Here is a 24,744-nt window from a genome sequence, read left to right on the forward strand (position 1 = left end):
CAGGGGTACGCCGCCCTCCGGATCCGGCTCCCAGAAGCACCGGGCACGAACGGCGTGTCGGGTCCGGGTGCATACGGATCATGGAGAAGTTGCTCTCAAGGCGGCGGCGACCGTGTGGTTGCTCCAGCTCAGCCGCCGGGAAAAGCGGCCCAGAAGCGAACACAGCCGTAGGCGAGGGCCTGCCCGGGACCCCACCGTCGGCGGCGAGTGGGGTTGTCAGCGCCCCAGAGGTGATACGCGAACTGGCCCGGGACCTTGTCTTCCTCGAATGTCTCCGAGTGCTGCCAAACTGCTCCGATGCGCCTGTACCTGTCGTCTTTCCGTACCGGGAGGCATCCTGACCGGCTTGTCGCCTTGGCTGGCAACGGTCGGCGTACCGCTTTGATCCCGAACGCCCTCGACGGGCTTCCCGCTGACGTGCGTGAGACCGGCCTACGACGCGACCTTGACGATCTCGAAGCAGCTGGTCTCGACGTCACGCTCATTGATCTGCGCGAACCGGGTCTGGTGTCCAGCCTCGGCAACTACGACATCGTGTGGGTCCGTGGTGGCAACGTCTTCGTACTGCGCCGGGTTCTGGCCGACACGGGCGCCGACACCGTGCTGCTTGATCTGCTACGTCGCGACGCAGTCGTCTACGGCGGCTACAGCGCCGGCGCCTGCGTTCTGGCTCCTGACCTGAACGGTCTGGAACTCATCGACAACCCCGCCGCCGTCGCTCAACCGATCATGGACGGACTCGGCCTGCTGGACCGCCCGTTCGTGCCGCACGTGAATTCCCCTGACCATCCGGAGACCGCCGCCTGCGACGCCGTGTCAGCCGCGTACGCCACAGCGATGAGAGCGCACTGGGCGCTGCGCGACGGTGAGGTGCTACTCGTCAGCAAAAACCAGACGCGACTGCTGCCGGTATAACACCAGCCCAAGCCAGCGACCAAAAGCGCCCGATCAGCTATCGACCGGGAATACGAGTCTGCAGTTGCCACGGGCAGCCGTTAGGCCTTTGACTGGTAAATGGCAATCCAGCTCCTGAGGCGCTCCAGCACCAAAAGATCAACATCCACCATCTCGATCCGCTCGGCAACCACTTCCGGGTCGATGAGCCCTGCCCGGATCAGCGCATCAGCGAATATGGTGTCCTTCTCCCTACCTGCTACCAGCTTGGACACCACGCAGTCATAAGGGTCAAGCGTGTATCCACGCCCTGGTCGCGTGCTTTCGGACTCCACCAGCACCAACCGGTCGTGCCACCCCTCGGGCAGCCTGGCTGTGGACACACTCACGCCTTGCGCGTAGTAGCCGTACGTCTCATGGAACGGAGAGAACTCACCGATCATGGCGTCGACCTTGTCGGCTTTCCGGTCGCCTGGATCATCGAGGAAGGCCACATCGACCTCCATCGAGGCAGTAGCTTCCAACGGGAGGTCATCCTCCGGGATCGCCCCCAACACCGACTGGCTACCGATGACAAGAACGTTCCGGTCTCCGACAATCTGGCACGCCGACCTCAGGACGTGCTCCAGATCTTCGCGCCTCACGCCACCCGTTCCCAGCCGCTACGCCTGAAGGACTCAAGAACCTTCAGGCGCTGTGGCTGCGAGAGCACACCAGCGAAGGGCGAGTTCTGCCGCAACTCCACGGCCTCCGAATCTTCTGAGGTCAGCGCCTTGAGAACAGACCCAACTCCCTCGTTGATTTTGTCCTGCCAGCGCCTTAGCCAAACCCCAGCCATGGTCCCCCGATGCTGCTGAAGCAGCCGATCAAGATTCTCCCTGGCCTTGCCCAGCACCTCGTCCGGATCAGTGACCAGGCTGCCCGCTACCGCTTGGTGCAGCCACAGCGACTTGAGCTGATCACGGGTAAGCGACTGCTTGGGTTGCAGCAGCATCGACCCCAACAGCTCGGTCGCCTGACCAGTGGTCGAACGCTCCCCACTCACGGTCGCCATACCCAGAGCATCCGTCACAAGGACCAAGAATACAACTCTTTAACGCCGTTCCTGCTGGTCAAGACCTTGATCAGGGCTCTGAGCTGGGGGGCGACGGACGAGTCGACCTGTACGCCGGATTCTGTGACCGACGCGTACCCGCGAGGGGTGTCGCGTCGGCGGCGGCCATCCATCTCGGCCTGCCGTCGCCGACAGGCTCATGCGGCCTACCCGCAGACATCGGGCGGGCAGCCCTCAAGCGTCTGCGCGGGTCGTCATCGCGAAGGTGACGGCCCTGTCTTGGCCTTGCTCCGGGTGGGGTTTACCGAGCCACCCCGGTCACCCGGGGTGCTGGTGGGCTCTTACCCCACCGTTTCACCCTTACCGTCCCCGTAAGGGGTCGGCGGTCTGTTTTCTGTGGCACTGTCCCGCGGGTCGCCCCGGGTTGCCGTTAGCAACCACCCTGCCCTGTGGAGTCCGGACGTTCCTCGGCGACGGGCCGGGGCCCGTCGACGCGACCGCCCGGTCGACTCGTCCGTCGCGCTCTCATCGTAACGACGCGCCCAGCGGGTCTATTGCCACCCCTCCGGTACGCCGCCGGGGTGCAGCGTGCCTGTGACGGTACGGGTGTCCACCAAAGGTGACGCTTCTTCGGATCGTGTCCGGGTGGGTGGCGTCGACTGGTCTGCTGAGGGCGTACCAATGCCGCTTTTCGGATTTTCTCCACCAGGAAGGTGCGTGACATGACGTCTCGAAACCACAGCAGGATGGTGCTCGCCGGTCTGTCTATCGCGCTCGGAGCGGGCATGTCGGGAGCGCTCGCCGCACCCGCGTCGGCTGACGTGAGCACGACGGACGCCGCGTACCGGGGCACGTACCTGCCCGGGTTGATCGCACAGTTGGAGAAGGGGCGACCCGACCGGGGTCTGCGGGCGATCGGGCTGACCCAGGGGCAGCGGCTGGTCCGGTTCGACGTGGACCGGCCGGGGAGCGCCGAGCTGATCGGCCGGGTACGCCTCACCGGCGGGGAGGACCTGGTCGGCATCGACTACCGGGTGCAGGACGGGCGGCTCTACGGGGTGGGTGACGAGGGGGGCGTGTTCGTCCTCTCGACGCGTACCGCAGTCGCCACCAGGGTGGGCCGGCTCAGTGTGGCGCTTCAGGGGAGCTTCTTCGGGGTGGACTTCAACCCGGCCGCCGACAGGTTGCGGATCATCAGCGACGAGGGGCAGAACCTGCGGCACAACGTCAACGACGGCACCACGATCGTGGACGGGACGTTGACGTACCCGCCGTCGGCCACCACGGCGCGGGGGGTCACCGGGGCGGCGTACACGAACAACGACCTCGATTCGGCGACCGCCACCACCCTCTTCGACATCGACACCCTCCTGGACCAGGTGGCGGTGCAGTCTCCGGCGAACTCCGGGCAGCTCGCCGCGACGGGTCGGCTCGGTGTCGACTCGGGGATCCGGGCCGGGTTCGACATCTACAGCACCGTCCGGGGCGGTCGTACCGTGGCGAACGAGGGCTTCGCCGTCCTGCCCGTCGACGGTCGCCGTACCGTCTTCTCGGTCGACGCCCTGACCGGCACGGCCACCCCCCTGGGCAGCTTCCGGGGGTACCGGGTCACCGACATCGCCCTTCCGCTCGGCCAGCGCTGACCCGTCCCCCGCACCGGTCACCCGCTGCCCGCCCTACGGTTCGGAATCCGGCCCCGATCACCCGCCCTCCGGCCCGAACTCCGGCCGGAGGGCGGCCCGGAATCCGGCCCCGACCGTCCGCCCGACGCCGTGATCGACAGAGGCAACCGGGGTGCAAATGGGGCGTAGGGCTTCGAAGGAGGGCGGGGACCGGGGGCGGGTGTGGGACGGCCGGTGGGCGCAGGGGGTGCTGCTCAGGGGGTGGGTAGCCTGCCGCTGTGGATCTTCTCGATGCGGGGTTGCTGGTGGTGGCGGGGCTCGCCGCCGGGATGGTCAACGCGGTGGCCGGCGGGGGTTCGTTGATCTCCTTCCCGGCGATGATCGCCATCGGGGTGCCGCCGGTCGCGGCGAACATGAGCAACTCGATGGCGGTGGCCCCCGGGTACCTGGCGGCGGTGGTGGGCAGCCGGGTGGACCTGCCGGACCGACGGGAGTGGTTGCCGCTGCTGCCGACCGCGACGGTCGGCACGCTGGGCGGGTGCCTGCTCCTGCTCTTCACGCCGGCCCGCGCCTTCGAGATGGTCGTGCCGTTCCTGGTGTTGGCGGCGACGGCGGTCCTGGCGTTCCAGGATCCGCTGCGGCGACTGGTCGGGCACCCGCGCGACCTGGGGCCGCGCCGCCGGACGTTGACGGTCCACCTGATGGTCGCCGTCGGCTGCGTCTACGGCGGGTACTTCGGGGCGGCGCTCGGGTTCATGCTCGTCGCCGGGCTGGCGTTGGTGATGGACGCGACCCTGGCCCGGTTGAGCGCCCTGAAGAACCTGCTCTCCCTGGTGGTGGGGGTGATGACCATCGCGGTGTTCGGGCTGTTCGGCCCGGTGAACTGGGCGGCGGTGGCGCTCGTCGCACCGGCCGCGCTGACCGGCGGTTACCTGGGTGCCCGGCTCGCCCGTCGGCTCCCGGCCGCTTTCCTCAAGGCCGTCATCGTGATCTTCGGTACGTCGATCGGCCTCTACCTGCTGTTCCGTAGCCTCCAGTGACCGCAGCACCGCCGCTGGTGACGTACGGCATAGAGGTGGGCATCGACGGCCCCTAGGGTGCCGCCTCGTGGATCTTTTCGAGGTGACGCTGTTGGTGGTGGGCGGGTTCGCGGCCGGGGCGGTGGGGGCGGCGGCCGGCGGGGGCGGACTGATCACCTTTCCGGTGTTGATCCTGATCGGCCTGCCACCGGTGTCGGCGGTGGTGACGAACACGGTGGCCCTCTCCCCGGGGAGCTTCGCCGCCGTCCTGGGCAACCGGGTGGACCTGCCGGACCGACGGGAGTGGCTGCCGCTGCTGCCCACCGCCGTCGTCGGCACCGTCGCCGGGTCCCTGCTGCTGCTCGCCGCCCCGGCCCGGGTCTTCGAGCTGGTCGTGCCGTTCCTGGTGTTGGGGGCGACGGCGACCCTGGCCCTCCAGGGTCCGCTGTGGCGTCTGGTCGGGCACCCCCGCGACCTCGGGCCGCGCCGCCGGACGGCGACCCTGCACGCGGTGGTCGGAGCCGGCGGGGTCTACTGCGGGTACTTCACCGCGGCCCTCGGGCTGGTGATGATCGCCGGGCTGGCCCTGGCCATGGACACCACGATGGCCCGGGTCAACGCCCTGAAGAACCTGATGGGGGCACTGATGGGGTCGGTCACCGTCGTGGTCTTCGGGCTGTTCGGCCCGGTGAACTGGGCCGCCGCCGCGCTGCTGGCCCCGGCCGCCCTCGTCGGCGGGTACGCGGGCGCCCGGTGGGCGCGCCGGTTGCCGTCGGCTGTGCTCAAGACCGTGATCGTGGCCTGCGGTACGACGGTCGGCCTCTACCTCCTGCTGCGTGAACTGACCTGACCCCTGACCCGCCCTCCCCCTTTCCTTACGACGGGAGGTGGGAGGTGTCGTTGACGGTGCGGACGGCGATGCCGCCGTCGGGCCAGAGGTCGACCACCGAGATGCCCGCCGCGTCCAGGAAGAGACGGTGCAGGAAGGCGTCGGAGGCGGCCAGGGCGTCGCGCAGGGCCAGCTTGATCGGCGAGACGTGTGAGACCACCACCACCGTCTCCCCCGGGTACGCGTCGCGGAGCGCCCCGATCGCCCGCCGGACCCGGAGCCCGACCTCGGTGAAGGACTCCCCGTCGGGTGGGGCGATCCGGGTGGAGGCCAGCCAGGCGTCCATCTCCCCCGGCCACCCGTCGCGTACCTCGGCGAAGGTCTTGCCCTCCCAGGCCCCGAAGTCGCATTCGATCAGGTCCTCGACGGTGCGGACCGGGGGGTTCCCGACGGCGGCGGCGATCGCGGCGGCGGTGGCCTTGCACCTGGACAGCGGGGAGCTGACCACCGCCGCGACGGTGGGGGCGAGGACCGCCACCCGGGCGGCGGTGGCCTGGACCTGCTCGCGTCCCTTGGCGGAGAGCGCGACGTCACCGCGCCCGGAGTAGCGGCGCTGCTCGGTGTACTCGGTCTCGCCGTGCCGGATCAGGATCAACCGGGTCGCGGTGTCGCTGGGGCGCGGCTCCCAGGAGGGTTTGACGGTGGCCGGGTCGGATCCGGCGGTACGCGTCGACGCCCGCGCCGCGACCTCCCGGGCCTGTGCGCGGGCACTCGACTCGGGTCCGGCGACCTCCCGGGCCGGTTCGGCGGCCCCCGACGTCTCCCGTCCCGGCTCGCCGGGACGGGGCACCTCCCGGGGTGGCTTGCCGGCGGCGGCGTCCATCGCGGCGTTGGCGAGGGCGTCGGCGTGCTTGTTGCGTTCCCGGGGAATCCAGGCGAACCGGACATTGTCGAACCGGCGGACCAGCGCCGCCGCCTCGGCTGCCAGGGGACGCAGCCCGGGGTGTTTGATCTGCCACCGGCCGCACATCTGCTCGACCACCAGCTTGGAGTCCATCCGCGCCTCGACCTCGACCGCGCCCACCTCGGCGGCGGCGTCCAGCCCGGCGATCAGACCCCGGTACTCGGCGACGTTGTTGGTGGCCACCCCGATCGCCTCGGAGCGTTCGGCGAGCACCTCGCCGGTGGCCTGGTCCCGGACCACGGCGCCGTACCCGGCCGGGCCGGGGTTGCCCCGGGATCCGCCGTCGGCCTCGATGACGACCCTGCGCGCCCCCATCGGCTACAGGCCCGACTCGTTGGTCCGGACCATGATCCGCCGACAGTCCTCGCAGCGCACCACGTCGTCCGGGGCGGTCTTGCGGATGCGGGCCAGGTCGGCGCCGGAGAGGTCCAGTCGGCACCCCCCGCACCGACCGGCGGTCAGCAGGGCCGCCCCCAGTCCGGTGTCGGCCCGGATCCTGTCGTAGAGGGTGACCAGGTCGGCGGGGAGGTCGGCGGCGAGCGGCGTCCGGGAACCGCGCTTGAACTCCTCCTCCTTGCCGATCTCGGCGAGGGCGTCGTCGCGGCGCTGCTCGGTGGCGTCGCGGCGCTGCCGGGCCTCGGTCAGCCGACCCAGGATGCCGTCCAGGACCCCCTGGGCGTCCTCACGCTGCTGCATCAGCTCCAGCTCGGCGTCCTCCAGGTCGCCCTGGCGGCGGTTCAGGGAGACCAGCTCGTGCTGCAACGCCTCCAGTTCCCGGGCCGGTACGCCCCCGGCGACCAGCCGGTTCTCGTTCTTGGTCTTGCGGGCGCGGACCTGGTCGACGTCCTTCTCCAGCCGGGCGATGTCCCGGTCCAGGTCGTCGACCGTCACCTGGGCGCGGACCCGCTCGTCCTCCAACGCGGACAGTTCCCGGGCCAGCGCGTCCAGTTCGGCCAGCTCCGGCAGGGTCCGCCGACGGTGGGCGAGCTGGGCCAGGTTCTGGTCGATCGCCTGGAGGTCGAGCAGGCGGCGCTGAACCTGCGGGTCTGCCTTCACGGGCGGGGCTCCTTGTCGTCGGGGGCGGCGTGCGGTTGGCGGGTCGTGTCGGGGTCCGGTGCTGCGATGGGGCTGGCGGCGTGCCCGGTCCACGGGTCGGTGGGCAGGTCGGACACCAGGGTCTCGACGCCGAAGGCGGCCCGCAGGTGCGCGGCGACGTCGTCGAGCCAGGGCCGTTCGGTGGCCCAGTGGGCGGCGTCGAGCAGCGCGGGACCGTCGGCGGCGAGGTGTTCACCGGCGGGGTGGTGACGCAGGTCGGAGGTGAGGTAGGCGTCCACTCCGGCGGCGGTGGCGGCGGCCAGGAAGCTGTCGCCGGATCCGCCGCTGACCGCCAGGGTCCGGATCTGCCGCCCGGGGTCGCCTGCGGCGCGTACCCCCCAGGCGGTGGGTGGGAGGACCGCGGCGGCGTGCCGGGTCAGCTCGTCCAGGGTCATCGGCCGGGGCAGTTCACCGATGCGGCCGATGCCGCGCCCCGACCCGGCGGCCGGGCTGCCCGGGTCCGGGGGTTGCAGGGGACGCAGCCCGGTCAACCCGAACCGGGCGGCGAGGGCGTCGGAGACGCCGGGGGCGGCGGTGTCGGCGTTGGTGTGGGCCACGTAGAGGGCCACGTCGGCGCGGATCAGCCGGTGCACGATCCGCCCCTTCCAGGTGGTCGGGGCGACCGAGGAGACCCCGCGCAGGAGCAGCGGGTGGTGGGCGACGATCAGGTCGGCTCCGGCGTCGAGGGCCTCGGCCACCGTCTCGGGCACCACGTCGACGACGAAGGCGATCCGGCGTACCGGGGTGGTGGGCTCGCCGAGGACCAGCCCGACCCGGTCCCACTCCTGCGCCCAGGTCGGCGGGTAGCGCCGCTCCAGCTCGGCGACCACGTCCCGGACGGTCGGGGTGCCGGCCCGACCCGCCGAGGGCGGATCGTTCGGGCCGGTCAGGCCGGTCGGGGGCGCATCGTTCCGGCCGGTCGGGGGCGCGCCGGTCGGGCCGGTCGGCGACGCGGCGGCGGCTCCCGGTTCACCGGGTCGGGATGCACTTGTGCTCACGGCGGGCCAGCTTACCGGCGCGGCGTGGACATCGACGGACGCCGGGCCACCGGGGGCACCCGAAGTGCCCGACGATCACCGGAGCGCGGCCAGCGGGGCCTGCCAGGGAAAGGCGTTCAGGTGGGCCTCACCGGCACCGGGCGGGTGCAGCGGGAAGTACGGGTCGCCGAAGAGCACCGTCACCCCCCACCCGCGCAGCCGGACCAGGCTGTCCCGGAAGGCCGGGTGGGCGGCCATCGCGGTGTTGGTGAACGGGACCGCGACGATCGGCAGGCCCTTGCCCTGCCCCTCGATCAGGAGGCCGAGGACGAGGGTGTCGGTGATCCCGGCCGCCCACTTGTTCAGGGTGTTCACCGTCGCCGGGCAGACGATCATCGCGTCGGCGGAGGGGAGCAGGTCCGGGTCGCCGGGGTTCTTGTACCGGCTGCGGACCGGGTGTCCGGTCTGCTGGGCCAGGGCCGCCGGGTCGATGAACTTCGTCCCGTCCGGGGTGGCCACCACGCAGACCTCCCAGCCGTCGCGCTGGGCGGCGTCGACCAGCCGGCCGACGTTCCGGGCCAGCGGGGAGCCGCAGGTCAGGGCGTAGAGGACGGGTCGGCGACCGGCGGTGGACGGGAGGTCGACGACCGGCGGCGGGCCGTCGGGCTGGTGCGGGACGCTCACACGCCCACCCCCATCTGTTCGGCGAGTTCGGCGAGGTGGCAGGGGGGAGCACCACGGGTACGCCGCAGCACGTCGGCGAGGACCTGGTGGGCGATCGGCCGACATCGGATCTCGGACGGTGACAGCCTGTCGCCCCGCAGGAGCATCTCCCCGGCGTTGCCCACGTCGCCGATCTGGGCGTACGCGCGGGCCAGGTCGAGGAGGTGGTGGGCGCGCCGCTCGGGCAGCAGCGCGTTGAACGCCGGCTCCGGGAGGCGTTGGTGGATCTCCACGGCGCGTCCCCCCTCGCCGAGCTCCACGTACGCGGCGGCCCGGTGCAGTTCGATGTTGGTGGGGCCGAACGAGGTCCAGTAGTGGTTGTGGTCCCCGCCGAGCTGGTTGGCGGCGTCCTCGGCCCCGTCGAGCAGGTCGTCGACGGCCGAGGGGTCGGGCAGCCGGGCGGCGGCCATCGCCCCCTGCAGCAGCAGCTGCCCGTAGACGGACAACCCCTGCGGGGTGGTGTCGCGGTAGCCGGGGGCGAGGAGGTTGGCGATGTTGACGTTGAGTTCCAGCGCGGGACGGGGCCGCCCCATGGCGACCAGGGCGATCCCGACCCGGGTGGTGGCGATCCCGGCGAGCAGCTGGTCGTCGGCGCGCTGGGCGACCACTGTGGCCCGGTCGGCGGCGAGCCAGGCCAGGTCGCACTCGCCGATCTTGCGGAGTACCGAGGAGGCGATCTGGTAGACCTGGCTGAGCAGGTTGGCCGCCACCCGCCCCTGGTCCCCGGTGAACCCGGCGTCGGCGGCCTGGGTGTCGCGCAGCAGCTTCGGCAGCGCGCGGGTGAGCATCGCGTACCTGCCGTACTGGTAGGTCAGCCAGGCGTGTCGTACCGCCTTCTCCAGGTCGGGCAGGGGGGGTGAGTGGGCTGCGGGGGCGAAGTACGCGGTCATCTTGTCGTACTGCTCCAGGGCGGCCCGGATCTCCTCGACCTCGACCTGGTCGATGCCGTTGAGGGCGTCGGTACGGCGTTCCGGGTCCCGCCCGAGCAACAGGGAGACGTCGATCTGGAGGATGTCGGCGATGTCGTGCAACACGGAGAACTTGTCGAGCCGACGGACCCCTCGCTCCACCTTGTCCACCCAGCTCTTCGACTTGCCCAGTCGATCGGCGAAGACCTGTTGGGACAGTTTGCGTCGGCTGCGCCAGTACGCCACTCGTCGGCCGATGGGCAGTTCGTCCATGTCGGTCCTCCCGGCTCCGTGGGGGTCGGAGCTATCGATCACCGGCGTGGTTCGTCAACCCGCCGTTTTCACGTTTCCGCTGGTCGCACAGCAAGTACGTCGGTCGTACAGGTGGGGCTCGTAATTTTCGTGCAAGTTGCATCAGCCGTTCGTCCGTACAACGAGTAATCGCGGGGCGCAGTGACGGCGCTCGACGTATGAGCCGGCCCCGCGCGGGCCGATAGCGAGGGGGAATCCGAGATGTGGGGGAAGGTCGGCCCGCGGGCCGCGCAACTGTCGCCGCTGGAACGGGTCCGGTTACGTCGGATCGCCGTGCGCTACGCCATGCACGGGTGGGAGGTGACCCCCGGCGCCTGTCTGGCCCGCAGCCGTTTCGTCTGCGGCCGCGCCGGGTGTCCCACCGTCGGCTGCCATCCGGCCCTGGAGAACTGGGAGCGCGCCGCCAGCAGCGACCCGGCCCGGGTGGCCACCTGGTGGCGGGAGCGGCCCCACGGGGTCCTGCTGCCCACCGGCCGGGCGTTCGACGTCCTGGAGGTCTCCGCCCAGGTCGGCCGCCACCTCCTGGCCTCGGTCGGCACCCATCCGGCCGGTTTCGGCGTACGCGGCCCGGTGGTGGTCACCCCCACCGGAGGGTGGATGTTCCTGGTCAGACCCGGTGACCCGCTCCGGCCGGAGCTGGAGTACGGCTTCCACGTCGTACGCCACGGGACCGGCTCGTGGATCCCGGCACCCCCGACCCGGCTGCCCGAGGGGCCGGTCCGCTGGGCGGTCGCCCCGGAGCAGGCCCGCTGGCAGCTGCCCGACTCGTACCTGGTCCAGAACGCGCTCGTCGACTCGCTGCGCGCCACCGGGGTGACCTTCCCCGCCGAACTCGTCTCCACCCACCTGCCCCTTCCCCGCCGCGCCACCTGATCGTCGTCGGGACGGCTCCTGGTCCGCCCACCGCCGGTCCGCCCGGCGAACCACCTCCACCGCTGCGGACATCGACGCACACCCCCATCGACGGGGTTTCCCAGCATCTGTCGTGGAGGGTGCAGACCGCAACTGTCGTAAGCCCGACTCAACGTCCTGACCTGTGGAAAGGCCGGATCGAATGGCGGGAAGCCGCCGGGCTCACCCCGCGTGCCACCCGCCGACCGGCGCACTCGACGCCCGACCCTCCGGTGCGTACGCGATCGGGACGAAACCCCCGCCGGGCACACCCGGCGTCGAAACCTCCACCCGTCGCCGAAACCCGCCGGGGTGCCGTCGGTGGTCGGCATCGGGCGTCGGCACGGCGGGGAAAGAAGGGGCAGCAGGAGCGCGTTATCCGCCACCCCAGCGGGTATGCCCGGGCACCGCTGAACGCCTGAGGGGACGCACCCCGCACGCCTGAGGGGAAGGCACCGCCATGCTCAGCAAAGAGGACCAGCGCCGGTTCGACGAGATCACCCGCCAGCTCAAGGCGAGCGATCCCGGCTTCTTCCACCGGCTCGACCAGCGCACCCGTGCCCGAATCCGACGCAGCCGCTGCCTGATGTTGCTGGCCGTCGTCCTGTGGGCGTCGCTGCCCGCCGTGACGGTGCTGGCCGGGCGGCCCGTCGGAGCCGTCTTCGCCGTGGCCCTGCTGGCAGGTGCGGCGGTGACCTGGCGGTACCGTCGCCGCCTGTTGTGACGGGGCCGGTGCAGGTCAGGGCCGCCCCGAGGGCTGGTCCGATCCCTCGTCGACCGGGTCGCCGAGGACCTGGTACGCCCGACGGAGCCGTTGCACCAACCCTGGTCCGCCGATCGCGGCGCCCGGCGGGCCGAGCTGACGCAACAGCAGCTCGGGATCGGTGGCAAGGGTCGTCGGGCGGCCCGGCAACGGCACCGGCGCGACCCAGAACCTGTCGACGGCCTCCGACAGGGACACCGACGGCTGACCGGCGAGCGCCCGGTACGCCCCGACCGCCGCCACCGCCACCGGCGCTCCGTCCGACGTGGCGGCCCGGTCGTCGTCGTCCGACGTGGCGGCCCGATCAGAACCGTCCGACGTGGCGGCCCGATCAAGGCCGCCCGAGGTGACCTCCCGACCGGAACCGCCCGATGCGGCGGACCGGTCGGGACCGTCCGACGTGGTGTCCCGGTCGGTGCCGCCCGACGCGGCGGCCCGGAGCTGTCGTAGCCGGGTGAGCAGGTCGGTGCGGTGCCGGCCCCGCCAGTGCAGCAGCTCGAACGGGTCGGCGTCGAAGACCTCGGCGAGCAGGTAGAACGCGGCGGCCAGGTGCTTGCAGGGGACCGCGAAGTCCGGGCAGCTGCACTCCTGGTCCAGTTCGTCGACCCCGGCCGGGAAGAGGGCCGCCCCCACCGAGGCGCACAGCTCCTCCAACTCGGCGGGCAGGTCCCCGGCGAGCAGTCGGGCACTGAAGAACGCCTGCCCTGCCAGTTCGGCCTCGATCCGGGTCCAGGTGTCGGCGGGGAACACCGGCAGTGCGATCCGGACCTGGTACGGCCTCGGCCGGGAGCCCTGCACCACGGCGGTCACCCGTCCCGGGGCGACGGTCAGGCTGACGACCTGCCCGGCGCGGGCGTACGACCGGCCCCGGGTCAACCGGGTGCCCAGGGCGAACGATTCGAGGACCTCGACGAAGCGCTGGGACCACCAGGAGACCCCGATCGCCCCCCTGGTGCTGCGGGCCCGCAGGCCGCCGTCGACCCGGCGGGGGCGGCCGTAGTCGGCGAACCTGTCGGTCACTGCGCCACCGCCCCGGCCTCCAGGGCGAACAACTCCCGCAGCCGGTCGGTGGAGAGTTCGGTGACCCACTGCTCGCCGTCGCCCACCACCTGCGCCGCCAGGGCGCGTTTGTCGGCGATCATCGCGGCCACCTTCTCCTCCATCGTCCCGGCGCAGACGAACTTGCGGACCTGGACCCGACGGCGTTGGCCGATCCGGAACGCCCGGTCGGTGGCCTGGTCCTCGACTGCCGGGTTCCACCACCGGTCCACGTGCACCACGTGGTTGGCGGCGGTCAGGGTGAGCCCGGTGCCACCGGCCTTGAGGGAGAGGACGAACAGCGGCGGCCCGTCCGCCGACTGGAACCGGGTGACCATCGTGTCCCGGTCGGCCTTGCCGACCCCGCCGTGCAGGAGGAGCACCTCCCGGCCGAACCGCGCCGACAGGTGGGCGCGCAGCATCTGGCCGAACTCGGCGTACTGGGTGAACAGCAGGGCCTTCTCCCCCGCCGCGAGGACCTCGTCGAGGATCTCCTCCAACCGGGCCAGCTTCCCGGAGCGGCCGGGCAGCGGGGAGCCGTCCCGCAGGAGGTGGGCCGGGTGGTTGCAGACCTGCTTGAGCCGGGTCATCGTGGCCAGCACCAGACCCCGCCGTTCCATCCCCTCGCTGGACTCGATCCGGGCCAGCATCTCGTCGACCACCACCCGGTAGAGGGCGGCCTGCTCGGCGGTGAGGTTGCAGACCACCTCCATCTCCAGCTTCTCGGGCAGGTCGGTGATGATCGACGAGTCGGTCTTGAGGCGGCGCAGCACGAAGGGGCCGGTAATCCGGCGCAGCCGGGCTGCGGTCCGGGTGTCGCCGTGCCGTTCGATGGGCACCGCGTACGACTGTCTGAAGCTCGACGCCGCACCGAGCAGCCCCGGGTTGGCGAACTGCATGATGGACCAGAGGTCGGCGAGCCGGTTCTCCACGGGGGTGCCGGTGACCGCCACCCGGTGTCGGGCGGGCAGCGACCGGACCGCCTCGGCCTGCCGGGTCGCGGCGTTCTTGATCGCCTGGGCCTCGTCGACCACCACCCGGTGCCAGTCGATCCCGGCCAGCTCGAACGCGTCCCGGGCGGCCACCGAGTAGGTGGTGAGGACCAGGTCCGCGTCGTGCACCGTCTCGGCGAACGCCGCGCCGCGCGCCCGGTCGGCCCCGTGGTGCACGTGTACGCGCAGCTTCGGGGTGAACTTCGCGGCCTCCCGCTGCCAGTTGCCCACCAGCGACATCGGGCAGACCAGCAGGGTCGGCCCGGTCTGCGGGGGATCCCCGGCGAGGAGGGCGAGCAGTTGGACGGTCTTGCCCAGCCCCATGTCGTCGGCGAGGATCGCCCCGAGGCCGAGGGACTGGAGGAACGCCAGCCAGGCCAACCCCCGCCGCTGGTACGGCCGCAGGGTCCCGGTGAACGTCGGCGGCGGGTCCAGCGGGGTGAGCCGCCGCTCCGCGTCCCCGGCGAGCAGGTCACCGAGGGCACCGTCGGCGCTGATCTCCAGGACCGGCAGGGTGTCGGCGGTGTTCCCGTCGGCGAGCCCGACCCGGAGCAGGTCGGCCACGCTCAGCTCGCCGCTGGAGCGCAGCAGCCGCAGCCCGGCCGCCAACCGTTTCGGATCGAGTTCGACCCATCTGCCGCGCAGGCGTACCAAGGGGGTCTTCAGCGCGGCCAGCGCTGCCAGTTCGTCGGCGGTCAGGGGGTGCTCGCCGAGGGCGACCTCCCATCGGTAGTCGACCAGGGCGTCCATCCCGACCTTGCCGGTGGCCCCGGTGACGGTGCCGGGGGCGGTCCGGCTGCGAGCCTGCAGGCGGGCACCGAGGCGGGCGGAGGGCCGCCGCCACCAGCCGGGCAGCAGCACCCCGAACCCGGCGGAGTGCAGCACCGGGGCGCCCTCCCGCAGGAACCGGTACGCCCCCTCGGCGTCCAGGTCCAACCCCTGCGGGGCGGCGGTACGCAGCGCCGCGTCCAGTTCGGGCCAGAGCCGACCGGCCCGGCCCAACTCGGCGAGCAGGATCTCCTGGGGCGGGTGGTCCGCGCCGGCCAGCGCGGTGACCGAGTCGGGATCGTCCTGCCAGATCTGGGCGGCGGTGAGGTGCTGGTCGGGTCGGTCGGCGACCTGGAGCCCGAACTCGACCCGCCAGGTCCCCGCCGGGTCGCCGACCGGTTCCAGCCCGTGCCCCGGAGCCGTCTCCGGGTGGTCCTCGTCCTCCCCGACCGGCTCCACCAGGCGGAACCCGGCCCGGACCGTCCCACCGGCGGCGTCGCGCTGCCAGGCGTCGAGCTCGGTACGGAGGGTGTCGAGGGCCTCCCCGGCGGCGGTGAACCGGGGGTCCGGGCCGGTCAGCGCGGCGAGCCAGGCCGGGGCCGCCCCGCTGCGGGGACCGCCCCGGGCGAGGGCTCCTGGACCCAGCCCGGCCCGGGCCAGGACGGCCCGGGTGGCGGCGTCGGTCGTCTCGTCGAGGACGTCGGCGACCAGGGCGCTCCCGGTGTCGGACGGGTCGGTGCCGGGGTCGGCGGCGGCGCGGACGACAGGGGGCAGGGCGAGTGCGAGGGCCCGCACCCAGGCGACGTCACCGCCGGTGAGCAGGGGTCGCCAGGCCGCACGGGGCCGGTCGTCGGGGTGGAGGCGCTGTGCCACCACCGGGAGCACCCGACCCCTGTCGACGAGTTCCCCGGCGAACCGGGCCACCTCTACCAGCCAGCGCAGACCCGCCCCCGCCACCCACTGCCGGTCCGGGTCGGGCGGACCGTCGAGGGCGGTGAGCAGGAGGTGGGCGGCGGTGCCGTCGTACCGCAGGGCGGGCACCCGCCACCCGGCGAGGCCGAGCCGACCGCGCAGCGGGTCCTCGGCTGCGGTCCGGACCAGTTCCGGTGAGTCCACCGGGGAGCCGCCCCGGGTGGGCAGGTGGAGCAGGACCGTGGCGGGGCCATCGGCCTGCGCGGTGGTGCCGTCGGTGGCGGGGGCCACCAGGTCGGCCAGGGTCGACGGGGCGGCGGCGAAGGGGTGGGGGCGGTCCCGGGGCGGTCGGCCGGGGCGGCGGGGAGCCCGGGCGGGCAGGCTGCTGTCCTCCGCCCAGACGGCGAGCCCGGCACCGGGCAACCACACCCCGTGGACGACGAGCACCAGGCCCCCTCACCGTTGGACGACTGCCGAGGATATCGGGGTTCGGCGGCTGCGGCGGCAGGGGCGGGGCGGTGTCGCCGACCCGGGGAGTCCGCACCACCGGGCCGGGGCGTCCCGGCGGCCAAGTCGCGCATCCCCTGCGCCCGTCGCCGGGTCGGGGCAGGATGGGCGCATGGCTTCCACGGCACTCATCCCCCTGGTCGGCGGCGAGGCCGACGGCGAGACCGTCACCGTCGAGCTGGACCCGAACGGCCGTCCGCCGTTGACCCACCACCACCTCGGGTCGGCGGGGCTGGCCGGGGCGCAGATCTACGAGCTGGAGTCGGTCTCCGAGGGAGACGGCTGGCGGTACTGCTGGCGCGGTCCCGCGGTCTGATCGCAGGGGACCCGGGACCCCTCGGCTCAGCGGGCTGCAACCCCTCGGCTGAAGGTGCCGGGGTCCTCTCGGAAACCAGATTTGCATGGCCATGCAGTTCAGTGCATACTTTTACTCGTGTCCAAGGTTCTCACCTCCCTGCCCACCGGTGAACGTGTCGGCATCGCCTTCTCCGGCGGCCTCGACACCTCGGTGGCGGTCGCGTGGATGCGCGACAAGGGCGCGGTCCCCTGCGCCTACACCGCCGACATCGGCCAGTACGACGAGCCCGACATCGCCTCGGTGCCCGGTCGCGCGCTCGCCTACGGGGCGGAGGTCGCCCGCCTGGTCGACTGCCGCGCCGCCCTGGTCGAGGAGGGCCTCGCCGCGCTGACCTGCGGCGCCTTCCACATCAGGTCCGGCGGTCGGGCGTACTTCAACACCACCCCGCTGGGTCGGGCCGTCACCGGCACCCTCCTGGTCCGGGCGATGATCGCCGACGACGTCCAGATCTGGGGCGACGGCTCGACGTTCAAGGGCAACGACATCGAGCGGTTCTACCGGTACGGCCTGCTGGCCAACCCGCAACTGCGCATCTACAAGCCCTGGCTCGACACCGACTTCGTCACCGAACTCGGTGGGCGCAAGGAGATGTCGGAGTGGCTCCTGGCGCACGACCTGCCCTACCGGGACAGCACCGAGAAGGCGTACTCCACCGACGCCAACATCTGGGGCGCCACCCACGAGGCCAAGACGCTGGAGCACCTCGACACCGGGATCGAGACCGTCAACCCGATCATGGGTGTCCGGTTCTGGGACCCGTCGGTGGAGATCCTCACCGAGGACGTCACCATCGGGTTCGAGCAGGGCCGACCGGTGACGATCAACGGCAAGGAGTTCGCCAACGCCGTCGACCTGGTCCTGGAGGCCAACGCCATCGGCGGTCGGCACGGACTGGGCATGTCCGACCAGATCGAGAACCGGATCATCGAGGCCAAGAGCCGGGGCATCTACGAGGCCCCCGGCATGGCCCTGCTGCACATCGCGTACGAGCGGCTGGTCAACGCGATCCACAACGAGGACACCCTCGCCAACTACCACAGCGAGGGCCGGCGTCTCGGCCGGCTGATGTACGAGGGCCGGTGGCTGGACCCGCAGGCCCTGATGCTGCGCGAGTCGTTGCAGCGCTGGGTCGGTACGGCGGTCACCGGCGAGGTGACGGTACGGCTGCGTCGGGGCGAGGACTACTCGATCCTGGACACCACCGGCCCGGCGTTCAGCTACCACCCGGACAAGCTGTCGATGGAGCGTACCGAGGACTCGGCCTTCGGCCCGTCGGACCGCATCGGCCAGCTCACCATGCGCAACCTGGACATCGCCGACTCCCGGGCCAAGCTGGAGCAGTACGCCACCCTCGGGCTGGTCGGCGCCGCCCCGCAGCGCCTCGTCGGTGCCGCCCAGGCGGCCTCGACCGGGCTGATCGGAGCGATGCCCGAGGGCGGGGCCGAGGCGATCGCCTCCCGGGGGATCACCTCCGAGGAGGACCAGGCGCTCGACCGGGCCGCGATGGAGTTCGGCGTCGACTGACCGACGGATCGTCGGCGGCTGACCTGCTCGTCGGCTTGTCGGCGGCTGGCTGCTCGTCGGCGGCGGGGACCGGCTCACCGGCGGGGACCCGTCCTGGTTCGCGGGCACGGGCCGGGGTCAGGGTCGGGTCACCGGATCCGGGGCACCGGCCAGGGTCCGGGTGCGGATGCTGTCGAGAACGGCCCGGGTGACCTGAGAGGTCCCCCGGGCCTCTTCGCACACGTCGGCGACCCGGCGGGCGGTCGCCTCGGCCCGGGCATCCCGCTCGTCCCAGAGCCGGTCGACCTCGGCCAGCAGGGGACCCTCGACCTCCCGGGCCACCCCCTTGAGCGCCGGTACGCCCAGCCGTACCGCAAGGTCGAAGACCTTCCCCGCGTACGGCAGAGGCAGGAACGGGGTGCCGCTCATCGCGGCGAAGATCAGGAAGTGCAGCCGCATCCCGACGGCGATGTCGAAGTGCCGCATCAGCCCCAGCACCTGCCCCGGCGAGTACTCCCCGTGCAGGATCCGACCCCGGTCGGCGGCGGTCATGTGCGACATCACCCCGTGCGAGTGCCGGATGTCGTCGCGCTCCATCGGCACGAACAGGACGTACGCGTCGATCCGGTGGACCAGGAAGTCGCCGATCTGGGCGAGGAGACGGTGGTACCCGTCGACGTCGAGGCGCTCGGCGGCCCGCCCCGGCTCCCGGACGCTCATCCCGACCAGTCGAGCCCCGGTCGGCACCCCCTCCTCACGCAGCAGGTGGGCGGGGAACTCCTCAGGTCGCAGCAGGAACGCCGGGTCCCCGGTGACGGTGATCGGGTTGAGTAGACCCGTCTCCTCCAGCACCACCCGGGACTCCTCGTCGCGTACCGTCACCTCGATCGCCCGGGACAGGGTGTCCCGGACCATCTCGGTGTCCACCGCGTCGGTCAGCGGCCCGGCCCCGACCGCGTACGTCAGCAGGGGCAGCCCCCGCTCCTGGGCGGCCCGGACCACCCGCATGTAGCGGCGGGCCTCCCGGTCGTAGAGGATCCCCCCGCCGCCGAGGATCAGCAGGTCCAGTTCGTCGAGGATCACCGAGGAGTCGACCCGGCTGACCCCCTCCCACGGCACCGCCCGCACGTCCGGGTGGGCGCGGCGGGTGTGTTCGGGGTTGCGGGAGAAGACGGTGATCCGCCCGTCGGGCTCCTGCTCGCGCAGGTCGGTGAGCAGGCCGGTGAGGATCGCCTCGTCGCCGAGGTTGCGTCCGCCGTAGGAGCCGAGCACCCCGATGGCCAGTCCGGTCCCGTCGCCCATGCCCGCTCTTCCCTTCGTCGAGATGCCCCCGGGTTCCCGCTTCCCGGGCGGACATGCGAACGGCTACGACCGTCACCCGTCCACCGCCAGGACCCGGTCCCGGAGGATTCCCGACAAATCCCCTTCAGGCACGTCCCCGGTACGTCGGGGAGGTCTCCCGACCGGACCCGGGGGAAGGTGACGCGGGCGTGGTCGGCCCGCCGGCTCCCCTGGTGTCCGAAGGCCCGTCCCTCAGGGACATCGCGGCAACCTGGGCGACGGTCACCTCGTCTGTCGGACGACTCGGACCCGTCTGCCCGGTGCCCGGACCCTGTCGGCCGGATCGGCGGGTGGAACCCCGGGGACGGCCCGGCGACCGCAGGGCGCAGCTCTCGTCGGGCGCATCGCCGGCACGGATGGCCTTCTGCCGTTGCCGATGCCGCAGGCCCACCCGCTGCATGGCGGTGAGATTCTCGTCATCGGGGTCGAGCCGCACCCGAGGGGCAGAGCGGCCAACGCGTCCCTGCCTCGCCGGATCGCTTTTCGGCCGCCCGGTGGGGCGCGGTGCGATAGCCGGGTCCAGGGGCTGGTCGGGTGGTGCCGCCTGGCGTGCCCGGTACCGCAGTCCCGCCCGCTGCTGAGGCGTCAGCTTCGGATCGGTGGGGTCCAGTCGCCGCTTTCCGGTCGGACTCGACTTCGACGGAGGCTGCTCCGCCTGCGCCTGCCCGATCGGAGCCTCCACGGGATCCGGCTGGTTGAAGGCATAAGCCGAGAAGTCGGGGTCGTCATGCAGGTCGTGGTCGTACGCGCCCGGCTGGTCTGCCACCTCGTCGCCCTCCCGCATACCGCCCGTCATGGCCGTTCCCGCCCACCGAAACCGTAACCGGATTCGGCTTCTCCCGTTACCCACGTGTCGGTACGACACACGGTCGTACCGGGATAGGATGCCGGTATGACCGAGCGGTACCGCAAGTTGTCGATCTCCGTGCCGGAGGACGTGGCGGAACGCCTGGAACGCGAGGAGAACACCAGCGCTTTCCTCGTCGAGACCGTCCGTGCCCGGATAAGGCTGGACGAACTCGCTGCACTGCACCGGGAGTTCGGAATCGAGGTGACCCCCGAAGGGGTGGCCAATGCCCGCGCCCGCCGGGCTGCCGTCGAAGCCGAGTGGACCCCGCAACGACGGGCCGCCGTGCGGGAACGCGCCCGCCAGGGAGCGCTCGACGAGCCCGGCCACCTGACCCAGCCCTCGGCCGCATGAGCAACGCCGACCAGCTACCCGTACGGCTCATCCTTGATCGGTCCGCGCTGTGTGCCTACGCCGCCGGCTCGATGCACGTCGCCGAGCCGTTGCACGAGGTCACCGAGGACGGTGTCCGGTTCGGCGTGCCATCCGTGGCCGCCGCTGAGGCCTTGGCGAGCATCACCGATCCCACCGAACGGTCGCTCCTGCAGGCGCTGTTCGGGCGGGAGGCCTGCGCCATGCTGTCCACCTCCGGCGAGGACTGGCTGGAGTTGTCGTACTGGCGCAACCTCACCGGCCACCTCGACTGCGCCGCAGCCCTGGTGGCCGCCTTCGAACACGACGCATCCCTACTCACCAGCGATGGCAAGGCGTACGGAGACGAAGGCTTCCTGCCGGTGATCTACTTTCCCGGCTGACACGGGGACCCATCGCAGGGAGTGGTTCGGCGTCGGCGGTGATCCCGCCAGGATCTCCAACAACGGCTTGCAACCCGGCTCGGCACTCCGCGACGATGTCGCGGAGTGCCGAGCGCACCACCGTGATCGGTCCGAACGGTCTGGCGGACGACCAGCCCCGGGGCAGATCACCCTCGGGCAGCGTCACGACTCCACTTCGAGCAGCACCCGATGCCCAACCGTTCCACCGTCGTCCACTCGTACATGCGGTAGTCCCGGTGGAACTCCAGGAACCCGATCCGGTCGAGGGCCACCGTGACAGGATCGACGTCGACACGGGACAGCGCCTCTGCGATGGGTCGGGACGGCTGGCCGGTGTTCGAGTAGGCGATGCTGACGTGCGGACGGAACTGCGCTGGTGTCGCCTCGACACGGTCGTCACCGAACATTTCGGTGGCGACGTCACGGATGGTCGAGCGGACAGCTTCGATCGACTCCACCGGTGTGGCGGGCAGGTAGACGGCCTCCGGCCGGACCACCGGCCGGTGGAAGGTGACCACGGGTGTCGACAGCGCGGCCAGCCGGACGGACAACTGCTGCCGCAACTCCACAACCTCGTCGGAGCCCACCTCGTCCACGAAGCCGATCCCCTCAGTGGTCAGATGCAACCACCGACCGGGGATGAGATCGAGCCCCGAGAAATCCCGTAGTACGACCTGCCACCGGGCTACCAGGTCGACCAGAGCGCTCTGTTCGCCCAACTCGAAGTGACAGGCGTAAAACCGTCGGCCCACCCGCCAACCGGGTCGCCACCACCAGTGGTCCTGCATAGCCTCGACATGCTCGATGCTCATCTGCCCGCCCTAGATATCCGACAGTCCAGCTGCCTTCTCGGGCCGCTGCGACACCCCATGGTCATCGATGGTCTCAATTCGATCCGCCACGACGGGACGGAAGGGGGCATGATCCTGCCATGCGACTGCTGGTGCTGGGTGGAACCCGCTTCGTCGGACACGCGGTGGTGGCCACTGCTCTCGAACTCGGCTGGGAGGTCACCACCTTCAACCGGGGCCGCGCGGGTGACGACCTTGCAGGGGTCGACGCCCGACGCGGAGACCGCAGTCGGCCTGACGACGTCGCCATGCTCGCGTCGACCGGAAGGTGGGACGCGGTGGTGGACACCTCGGGATACGTTCCGCGCAACACCCTCGATGTGGCTGGGGCGTTGGCGCATGTCGTCGATCGATACGTCTTTCTCTCCACAGTCAGCGTGTATCGGGACTGGCCGGCTGAGCCACTCACCGAGGAGTCGCCCATCCTGGCCTGCCCTGCCGACGCCGGAGAAGATCACGGTACCGACACCGAGGACGGCCCCACCCGCTACGGCTACCAGAAGTCGGGGTGTGAGAACGCCGTCCGGTTGGCCTTCGGTGAACATCGGACGACGGTCCTGCGGCCGGGTGTCATTCTTGGGCCGCGCGAGTATGTCGGCCGGTTGCCCTGGTGGCTGCACCGCATCGCGTCCGGCGGGCCGGTGCTCGTGCCTGCTCCACCCCGACGGTCGATCCAACCGGTCGACGTACGGGACCTAGCCGCCTTCGCCCTGCAAATGATCATTGACGAACGGTCGGGGTGTTACAACGTCTGCGCACCCATCGGAAGGTCCACCTTCGCCGACCTGGTCAGCTCGTGTGCCGAGGTTACCGGCGGACGGCCCGATTTCACCTGGTTGCCGGACGACGTGCTGACGAGCGCAGGTGTCCGACAGTGGTCGGAACTTCCTCTCTGGCGGACGCATCCGGGAGTCTGGCAGGTCGATGCGACCCGGGCAGCGAGAGTGGGGTTGGCCTGTCGCCCCCTGGTCGACACCGTCCTGGATACCTGGCGCTGGCTGATTGATTCCAATCCGACGAACGCGCATGAGCGTTCCATGGAGATCGGCCTCGACCGGAGGAAGGAAGCACAGATTCTTGCCGCCTGGGCGCGTTCGTCAGGTTCTGCTTCTTGACGCTCCGCTGAGCCAGAGGGAAACCTCCTCCGCCACCTGACCCGCTACGGCATCTTTTCGCCACTGCGGAGCGGCAAGGATGTGGGACACCTTTGACATCCGCCCCACGAGGGAAGTGTTCCGTTTCTGTTGGGGAAGATCAAGAATCGATCGAAGAGCACTGACGGCAGCATCCCGGTCCCCTGTCAGCAGACATGCCGCCCCCAGATCAATCTGGGTTCCGGCGACCTGGGAGTAGGGGCGACGCACTTCGGGCATATTTCTATACAACCGCAGGGCCTCGCTCGTGCACTTCGCTGCCTTCTTACCCTCTGACACATCCAGCCATGCGGCCGCCGCACACGCCTCAGCCCTGGCCACACCGAAAGAGAACTCTCCACCGAATTCACCCAGATCATCCGGGCCACCGGCGGCGACATCCCGATCCCTGCGTGCGTGACTCAGCATCTCGGCCACTCCCACCGAGTCACCAAGAATCGCTCGTGACCGAGCAGCAATATGGTGCAACCTAAACTTCGACTCCCCTTCAGGTGCCCCGATCAACGCCTTCGCCAGCAGGTCGAGAGCCACCCCTGGCTCATTACGCCAATTATGCAGCGTCATGCGGAGCCCATAAGTCCACGCCTTCATAGATGCATGGCCAGCGAGATCGGCATACTGCGTCGAAGCCCGTGCCAGGGTTGCGGATTCACGCCAGAACCCAAGGTCGAATGCGGATGAAGCCATCAGGCCGACCGACTGAGCAAGGATCAGGTAAAGATCGACAAGTTCACGAGGGCGACGGCTCGAATACGCGAGGGCTCGCGCGTTCTCACATATCTCGTACGCCACTCCAAAAGTCTCGGAAGCCGACATACCTCCGCATCGGGCGAGTGAGTCGACTTCCTCCTGCAGCAGATCCCTGCTCTCAACCGAAACGGAGCAGGAAGCCAACAGGCGGTCTTCGGACATGAACTCTGCCGCCTTGGCCAGCAGACGACCGACACCACCTTCGGCAGGAAATTCCTCCAGGGAGTCATGACTTTCCCCGGCGAGGTTCCAGAATCGCCGGCTCACCACGTCTGAAATTCTGCCAAGAGCAGTAGCCAGGATCTCCTGGTTCGCCCTTCCGAGGATAGTCGCCGGCCGGCTTCGCCAGTAGGCAACTGTTCGGACACTGACCCCGAGCCACTCAGCAAAACCCTCGTTGGTCATCCCCGCTGCTTGCTGAAGCAGGGAAGCTGACCTTCCCGTCCACTGCTCGATCTTCACCGCAACCTCGGCTCGCTCGATTGCATCGCGTTGCCCCCATCTTGCACTGCCATTGCCTGGCCACACCAGTGAGCCTGCCAGACCCTGATTCCCATCGGTTATTGAGGTCGGCCAGATCGAGCCGAAGTCCGGAAGCAGAACTTTTGCGAACAGGAATCCCATCCGGAATCCCAGGGCCACCAGATCAGATACTCGAAGGAGCGATCATGATTGTCAAGCTGAGGCAGTTCGCATCCCGTGTCCGCCGTTTCTCAGGACCGGGTTGGGGCTGGGTCCGACGGCGTTCGGCTAGAAGTCGGAATTCCCCTCGGAGCAGCGACTTGGGCCAGGCGGTGCAGGAGGCGGAGTTCAGGGCTGCACGGCAGCGGATCCTGGACGAGGCAGAGCGGCAGCGGGGAAAGCCGGAGGCGCGGCACAGGTGGAATGACGGGCCG

Annotated in this window: 23 protein-coding genes and 1 other RNA gene; 11 read left to right on the forward strand and 13 right to left on the reverse strand. The window is 70.8% G+C overall.

Annotated features, from left to right (window positions below):
• Nucleotides 1–297: 297 nt before the first annotated feature.
• The gene (locus tag WHN02_RS25155) at nucleotides 298–915 is read left to right on the forward strand and encodes a Type 1 glutamine amidotransferase-like domain-containing protein (protein ID WP_434741128.1); all 618 of its coding nucleotides are present in this window, start codon (nucleotides 298–300) and stop codon (nucleotides 913–915) included.
• A gap of 80 nt (nucleotides 916–995) precedes the next feature.
• Here WHN02_RS25155 and WHN02_RS25160 read toward each other — a convergent pair whose 3' ends face one another.
• The 3 genes from WHN02_RS25160 to rnpB all read right to left on the reverse strand — a co-directional run bounded on the left by WHN02_RS25160 (nucleotide 996) and on the right by rnpB (nucleotide 2,461).
• The gene (locus WHN02_RS25160; protein ID WP_434741129.1) at nucleotides 996–1,538 is read right to left on the reverse strand and encodes a DUF6036 family nucleotidyltransferase; all 543 of its coding nucleotides are present in this window, start codon (nucleotides 1,536–1,538) and stop codon (nucleotides 996–998) included.
• Nucleotides 1,535–1,948 carry a helix-turn-helix domain-containing protein gene (locus WHN02_RS25165; RefSeq protein ID WP_434741130.1) on the reverse strand — a complete coding sequence of 138 codons (414 nt, stop codon included), beginning with the start codon at nucleotides 1,946–1,948 and terminating at the stop codon, nucleotides 1,535–1,537. The genes WHN02_RS25160 and WHN02_RS25165 overlap by 4 nt, the downstream gene beginning before the upstream one ends.
• Nucleotides 1,949–2,042: 94 nt before the next feature.
• Nucleotides 2,043–2,461: RNase P RNA component class A (rnpB, locus tag WHN02_RS25170), an RNA gene on the reverse strand.
• A gap of 209 nt (nucleotides 2,462–2,670) precedes the next feature.
• On the opposite strand from rnpB, the gene WHN02_RS25175 reads away from it, so the two are divergent.
• From WHN02_RS25175 to WHN02_RS25185, 3 genes are all read left to right on the forward strand, one after another.
• Nucleotides 2,671–3,591 (forward strand): DUF4394 domain-containing protein, encoded by a 921-nt coding sequence (locus WHN02_RS25175; RefSeq protein WP_434741131.1) that lies wholly within the window; start codon nucleotides 2,671–2,673, stop codon nucleotides 3,589–3,591.
• A 257-nt stretch (nucleotides 3,592–3,848) separates the two neighbouring features.
• On the forward strand, nucleotides 3,849–4,610 hold the full coding sequence (locus WHN02_RS25180; RefSeq protein WP_434741132.1) for a sulfite exporter TauE/SafE family protein: 762 nt from the start codon (nucleotides 3,849–3,851) through the stop codon (nucleotides 4,608–4,610).
• A gap of 67 nt (nucleotides 4,611–4,677) precedes the next feature.
• Entirely contained in the window at nucleotides 4,678–5,439 is a 762-nt protein-coding gene (locus WHN02_RS25185; protein WP_434741133.1) for a sulfite exporter TauE/SafE family protein, read from the forward strand.
• Between the two features lie 25 nt (nucleotides 5,440–5,464).
• Here the strand turns inward: WHN02_RS25185 and WHN02_RS25190 are convergent, their stop codons facing one another.
• The 5 genes from WHN02_RS25190 to WHN02_RS25210 form a co-directional block, all read right to left on the reverse strand.
• Nucleotides 5,465–6,697 carry a bifunctional RNase H/acid phosphatase gene (locus tag WHN02_RS25190; protein ID WP_434741134.1) on the reverse strand — a complete coding sequence of 411 codons (1,233 nt, stop codon included), beginning with the start codon at nucleotides 6,695–6,697 and terminating at the stop codon, nucleotides 5,465–5,467.
• A 3-nt stretch (nucleotides 6,698–6,700) separates the two neighbouring features.
• Nucleotides 6,701–7,438: a zinc ribbon domain-containing protein gene (locus WHN02_RS25195; RefSeq protein ID WP_434741135.1), complete on the reverse strand. Its 738-nt coding sequence runs from the start codon at nucleotides 7,436–7,438 to the stop codon at nucleotides 6,701–6,703.
• Complete coding sequence (locus tag WHN02_RS25200; protein WP_434744062.1) at nucleotides 7,435–8,307, reverse strand: Nif3-like dinuclear metal center hexameric protein; 873 nt, start codon at nucleotides 8,305–8,307, stop codon at nucleotides 7,435–7,437. Before WHN02_RS25200 ends, WHN02_RS25195 begins: the two co-directional genes overlap by 4 nt.
• A 243-nt stretch (nucleotides 8,308–8,550) precedes the next feature.
• The gene (locus WHN02_RS25205; protein WP_434744063.1) at nucleotides 8,551–9,054 is read right to left on the reverse strand and encodes a flavoprotein; all 504 of its coding nucleotides are present in this window, start codon (nucleotides 9,052–9,054) and stop codon (nucleotides 8,551–8,553) included.
• A gap of 80 nt (nucleotides 9,055–9,134) precedes the next feature.
• Complete coding sequence (locus tag WHN02_RS25210; protein ID WP_434741136.1) at nucleotides 9,135–10,358, reverse strand: helix-turn-helix domain-containing protein; 1,224 nt, start codon at nucleotides 10,356–10,358, stop codon at nucleotides 9,135–9,137.
• Between the two features lie 240 nt (nucleotides 10,359–10,598).
• On the opposite strand from WHN02_RS25210, the gene WHN02_RS25215 reads away from it, so the two are divergent.
• Together WHN02_RS25215 and WHN02_RS25220 are read left to right on the forward strand one after the other, a co-directional pair.
• On the forward strand, nucleotides 10,599–11,270 hold the full coding sequence (locus WHN02_RS25215; RefSeq protein ID WP_434741137.1) for a bifunctional DNA primase/polymerase: 672 nt from the start codon (nucleotides 10,599–10,601) through the stop codon (nucleotides 11,268–11,270).
• A gap of 478 nt (nucleotides 11,271–11,748) precedes the next feature.
• Nucleotides 11,749–12,012, forward strand: a complete 264-nt coding sequence (locus tag WHN02_RS25220) for a DUF3040 domain-containing protein (RefSeq protein WP_434741138.1) — start codon at nucleotides 11,749–11,751, stop codon at nucleotides 12,010–12,012.
• Between the two features lie 15 nt (nucleotides 12,013–12,027).
• On the opposite strand, the gene WHN02_RS25225 is transcribed toward WHN02_RS25220, so the two are convergent.
• Together WHN02_RS25225 and WHN02_RS25230 are read right to left on the reverse strand one after the other, a co-directional pair.
• Nucleotides 12,028–13,071, reverse strand: a complete 1,044-nt coding sequence (locus WHN02_RS25225; protein WP_434741139.1) for an SWIM zinc finger family protein — start codon at nucleotides 13,069–13,071, stop codon at nucleotides 12,028–12,030.
• Nucleotides 13,068–16,208, reverse strand: a complete 3,141-nt coding sequence (locus WHN02_RS25230; RefSeq protein ID WP_434741140.1) for an SNF2-related protein — start codon at nucleotides 16,206–16,208, stop codon at nucleotides 13,068–13,070. The genes WHN02_RS25225 and WHN02_RS25230 overlap by 4 nt, the downstream gene beginning before the upstream one ends.
• Before the next feature lie 172 nt (nucleotides 16,209–16,380).
• On the opposite strand from WHN02_RS25230, the gene WHN02_RS25235 reads away from it, so the two are divergent.
• Complete coding sequence (locus WHN02_RS25235) at nucleotides 16,381–16,584, forward strand: hypothetical protein (RefSeq protein WP_434741141.1); 204 nt, start codon at nucleotides 16,381–16,383, stop codon at nucleotides 16,582–16,584.
• Nucleotides 16,585–16,701: 117 nt separating this feature from the next.
• Complete coding sequence (gene argG, locus WHN02_RS25240; RefSeq protein WP_434741142.1) at nucleotides 16,702–18,150, forward strand: argininosuccinate synthase; 1,449 nt, start codon at nucleotides 16,702–16,704, stop codon at nucleotides 18,148–18,150.
• Between the two features lie 117 nt (nucleotides 18,151–18,267).
• On the opposite strand, the gene WHN02_RS25245 is transcribed toward argG, so the two are convergent.
• Nucleotides 18,268–19,431 carry a polysaccharide pyruvyl transferase family protein gene (locus WHN02_RS25245; RefSeq protein WP_434741143.1) on the reverse strand — a complete coding sequence of 388 codons (1,164 nt, stop codon included), beginning with the start codon at nucleotides 19,429–19,431 and terminating at the stop codon, nucleotides 18,268–18,270.
• A 931-nt stretch (nucleotides 19,432–20,362) separates the two neighbouring features.
• Here WHN02_RS25245 and WHN02_RS25250 point away from each other — a divergent pair.
• Both WHN02_RS25250 and WHN02_RS25255 read left to right on the forward strand, forming a co-directional pair.
• Nucleotides 20,363–20,671: a hypothetical protein gene (locus WHN02_RS25250; protein ID WP_434741144.1), complete on the forward strand. Its 309-nt coding sequence runs from the start codon at nucleotides 20,363–20,365 to the stop codon at nucleotides 20,669–20,671.
• A complete protein-coding gene (locus WHN02_RS25255) occupies nucleotides 20,668–21,072 on the forward strand; it encodes a hypothetical protein (protein ID WP_434741145.1) in 405 nt (134 codons plus the stop codon). The genes WHN02_RS25250 and WHN02_RS25255 overlap by 4 nt, the downstream gene beginning before the upstream one ends.
• Before the next feature lie 167 nt (nucleotides 21,073–21,239).
• Here WHN02_RS25255 and WHN02_RS25260 read toward each other — a convergent pair whose 3' ends face one another.
• A complete protein-coding gene (locus tag WHN02_RS25260) occupies nucleotides 21,240–21,905 on the reverse strand; it encodes a 2'-5' RNA ligase family protein (RefSeq protein WP_434741146.1) in 666 nt (221 codons plus the stop codon).
• A 119-nt stretch (nucleotides 21,906–22,024) separates the two neighbouring features.
• Here WHN02_RS25260 and WHN02_RS25265 point away from each other — a divergent pair, with 119 nt between their 5' ends.
• Entirely contained in the window at nucleotides 22,025–23,059 is a 1,035-nt protein-coding gene (locus tag WHN02_RS25265; RefSeq protein WP_434741147.1) for an NAD-dependent epimerase/dehydratase family protein, read from the forward strand.
• Here WHN02_RS25265 and WHN02_RS25270 read toward each other — a convergent pair.
• Nucleotides 23,042–24,472 carry a hypothetical protein gene (locus tag WHN02_RS25270; RefSeq protein WP_434741148.1) on the reverse strand — a complete coding sequence of 477 codons (1,431 nt, stop codon included), beginning with the start codon at nucleotides 24,470–24,472 and terminating at the stop codon, nucleotides 23,042–23,044. The two genes, WHN02_RS25265 and WHN02_RS25270, sit on opposite strands and share 18 nt — an antisense overlap.
• Nucleotides 24,473–24,744 lie beyond the last annotated feature (272 nt).

Source organism: Micromonospora sp. SH-82, assembly GCF_051132485.1.
GTDB lineage: Bacteria > Actinomycetota > Actinomycetes > Mycobacteriales > Micromonosporaceae > Micromonospora.